Source organism: Ideonella lacteola, assembly GCF_038066555.1.
In the GTDB taxonomy this organism is placed as follows: Bacteria; Pseudomonadota; Gammaproteobacteria; order Burkholderiales; family Burkholderiaceae_C; genus Ideonella; species Ideonella lacteola.
This window is the reverse complement of sequence record NZ_JBBUTG010000061.1, coordinates 1-3197: the sequence shown is the minus strand read 5'-3', so window position 1 is coordinate 3197 and position 3197 is coordinate 1. Positions and strand designations below refer to the sequence as shown.

The following is a 3197-nucleotide window of genomic DNA, read 5'->3' as shown; positions in this document are numbered from 1 at the left end:
CCGTGCGCTGGCCGCCGAAGGACGGACAGTCCGCGCCGACGATGAAGCTGGCACCCAGAACGCGTTGACATGTCGCGGAGACTTCACCAGCCTGCTACTTTCTGAAGCCTAACGTTCGACGTAAGGAGCCTGCCGCAGGCAGGTCCCCTTGACGGAGGGGTTAGGGCTCATTCTGCCGGATTGGCAGGTGGAAGCGAGATGGCCCGACAGTGGCGCCAGCGATCGATTCCCCAGCGTACAGGGCCTTGTTGGCTGCGGCCATCTCGGCGCTTCTTGAGATGATGGTCTCGAAGAATGTTCTATCGATCTGCGAGGTCCAGCCTTGTTGAGTGATCTCGACCGCGATCTGAAGTGCTGCCGTGAAGTAGTGTTCCTCAGTGATGGACACTTCAGATTCTCCCCCTTCCTCATCGACACGAATGTAGGTGGAAGGGAATGAATCGACTCCCATCAGTTTCAGGGTTGCCCAGGTGAACGCCGAAGGAACGAAGAGGCACAGTTTCGTCGCATCCAGTTCGGAGTAGCCCTTGGTGATCAACTCATTGACCAAGTGTTCGTCCGAACTGTGTGGAGCAACTCGAAGGATGTCGAGCATGTCTGCCACACCCTGCCCAGATACGCGATGGCTATGAGGTTGCATGATGAGCCCTAACGTTCGACGTAAGGGGCGGCCCGCTTGCGGGACGTCCCCTTGACGGAGGGGTTAGGTCTCGGGAGAAGCAAGCGCACCTCTCAGGCTTTGGAGATCAGTGTGGCTATGGCGGCCAGTGGCTAGCTGGGTTCCAAGGGGCATAAGCGAGTAGCGCGCAAATTGGCCAAGCAACAAGAAAGGCCATTGCTACCCACATTGTGATCGATAGGAGGTGTGCCGACGCCCCATTAGAGGATTCGCGTCGAGCGGATGCCGCCTTGACCAGGCACGCCAAAAACACGGCGGCGGCGATAGCCATGGCTGCCGCAACTGATGCGTGGGAGGCAAAGCGAGAAAGAACCGAATGGATGCCTACAAATAGAGCAACCGTGACAACCACGAGGCCGGCCTTTGCCGCTGTGCGTGGAGGTCGCATGTGAGACCTAACGTTCGACGTAAGGGGATGGCCGCAGGCCAGTCCCCTTGACGGAGGGGTTAGGCGTCGCGGCGCATCTGCGCGAGATCGGGTGCATAGATGAACATTGTGAAGTGCTCATAGAAAGCTCTACATCAGCCGTGGCAGTAGGCCAGGACACCGAAGTGACCTGGAAACGACCTACAGACGCCCAGAGCTTTGGCATCCCATGGAGGATCTTCCTCTACATAGGTCGATTTGCTTCGAATCCACTCGCCTCTAGGGGTGACGATCGAGTCCGTGACGCCTTCGACAGAAAGTTGCTCAACAGGAAAGACGACGAGTGGCTGATCGACTGGGATACCGGTGTACGCGGAGTAGCTGATCTGGCTTTCGTCCATCCACTCTTTCGAGCAGCACCAGTAGTAATCCCAGTGGCCGCTTTCCACCGGAATCTCATCTTTCCACATCTCGAAAGGGCGCATCAACTCTGATGCAGCCTGCTCGACCGACTTCTCGTCGGTTACGTCCGTGCCCATAGGAAGGATCAGGATGGCGAAGAACATCATGACGCCTAACGTTCGACGTAAGGGGCGGCCCGCTTGCGGGACGTCCCCTTGACGGAGGGGTTAGGCCACGTTCTTGCAAAGGTGCTCTTCTGGCGCCGACCTTCTATGAGTGGAATAGTTGACAAGCGCATTGCAAAGTTGAAGTGCGTGACCGATGGGGCTCTTTGTGCGAGGGTGTTCTACTATTTCTTGTGGCCCAGCTTCAAGTATTCCTTGATGATTTCGCTGTCACCATCGACAACTTCACCGGTATCGAGCGTGAGCTTGATGGCCCTTACTGGGAACACTGCGGCTGCGACGAACAGTGCTTCAGTACTTCGGCCAAGAACCTCGCTGTCTGCGCTCGCGAGGATTTGAACGGTCCATTGACCCTCACGCTCCTCAAACACGAGTGGGGCCTCGACGACGCAGATATAGTGGCCAAGGCACACATCTTGATCGACCCAAACGCTCTTGACGGAATGTTGGAGCATGTAGTTTCTCGCGTGGCCTAACGTTCGACGTAAGGGGCTGGCCGCAGGCCAGTCCCTTTGACGGAGGGGTTAGGCATATGCGCCGGGTAGAGGATTGATCTCAACGCTAGGCCACTCCAGTTTCAGCGCACCGAGGTCGACGGCAGGGTGGCCGTTTGGAAGGATTACATGTGTGACGCCTCCCGGAACATACCCCATCGCGCTCCAGTTGAGCGCGACTAGCTTTCCCCACGGGTAGTCAGTGGTGAACATGGCATCAAGCAAAGCTTCAGTTTCAACTCCGTGCAGGTCTTGAAAGTGTCGCGCGAGGTCCAGCGGGGTGAACACAGCAGCGCTTACGACACGAACCTGGTGCGGACCCATTTCGCGTTGAGTTCCAGAGAGACCAACGACTGTTGCTGAGTCCTTGGCCTGAATGATCTCGATTTCCTGAGGTGCGTACGAACCTCCCTCGTCAACCCAGTCGCGATGTTCGATACGCCTTGTGACTGTGACTACGGCAGAAGAGAAGGTGATCTGAACCTTGCCGACGTTGATGACCTTCATATGCCTAACGTTCGACGTAAGGGGCCTGCCGCAGGCAGGTCCCCTTGACGGAGGGGTTAGGCGCCGATTGGGGTGACGCGACCAGCCAGGGCCGAACTTGGCTACGTGAGCGCATTCTCAAGTAGGGCGGTGCCTTCAGATGAACGGCCATGGCTGAGGTGTTGAAGCTACCCAAGATGCGTTGCCCCAAATGTGGCCTCATAGAGTTCCATGACTTGTTCCCGAAACGACTCACCCTGCCATAAGCGCCAAAGGCTAACGGCAAACGAAAGGACTGCAACCGCCACGGCAAGGGAGAGTTCTGGTGCACTCTATGGACTGCCGACTCCGAATGGACGCATCGCCATGGACGCAAAGAAGAATGCTACGGCCGCGATTGCGACTGAGCCAAGCAACCGGCCAAACAGAGAGAGCAGGAGCTTTGCCATGACCATGGCTTTCGGAGCCTAACGTTCGACGTAAGGGGCCTGCCGAAGGCAGGTCCCCTTGACGGAGGGGTTAGGCCGCATTCGGCTAGGCATGCTGCGACAGGGAATTGACCCACAAGGCCACGGTGATTGAGA

Annotated in this window: 4 protein-coding genes; all 4 read right to left on the bottom strand. The window is 57.3% G+C overall.

The genetic code is table 11. The annotated features are described in order from the left end of the window. Positions 1-160: 160 nt before the first annotated feature. A complete protein-coding gene (locus AACH06_RS29925; protein ID WP_341429491.1) occupies positions 161-595 on the bottom strand; it encodes a hypothetical protein in 435 nt (144 codons plus the stop codon). Between the two features lie 606 nt (positions 596-1201). Next, positions 1202-1615: a hypothetical protein gene (locus AACH06_RS29920; protein WP_341429490.1), complete on the bottom strand. Its 414-nt coding sequence runs from the start codon at positions 1613-1615 to the stop codon at positions 1202-1204. A gap of 182 nt (positions 1616-1797) precedes the next feature. Then, on the bottom strand, positions 1798-2088 hold the full coding sequence (locus AACH06_RS29915; protein ID WP_341429489.1) for a ferredoxin: 291 nt from the start codon (positions 2086-2088) through the stop codon (positions 1798-1800). Positions 2089-2157: 69 nt separating this feature from the next. Then, positions 2158-2634 carry a hypothetical protein gene (locus tag AACH06_RS29910; protein ID WP_341429488.1) on the bottom strand — a complete coding sequence of 159 codons (477 nt, stop codon included), beginning with the start codon at positions 2632-2634 and terminating at the stop codon, positions 2158-2160. Between the last annotated feature and the right edge of the window lie 563 nt (positions 2635-3197).

Coding starts and splice junctions, on each gene's coding strand:
- AACH06_RS29920 (WP_341429490.1), bottom strand. CDS start 1,615: ATGATGTTCTTCGCCATCCTGATCCTTCCTATGGGCACGGACGTAACC.
- AACH06_RS29915 (WP_341429489.1), bottom strand. CDS start 2,088: ATGCTCCAACATTCCGTCAAGAGCGTTTGGGTCGATCAAGATGTGTGC.
- AACH06_RS29910 (WP_341429488.1), bottom strand. CDS start 2,634: ATGAAGGTCATCAACGTCGGCAAGGTTCAGATCACCTTCTCTTCTGCC.
- AACH06_RS29925 (WP_341429491.1), bottom strand. CDS start 595: ATGCTCGACATCCTTCGAGTTGCTCCACACAGTTCGGACGAACACTTG.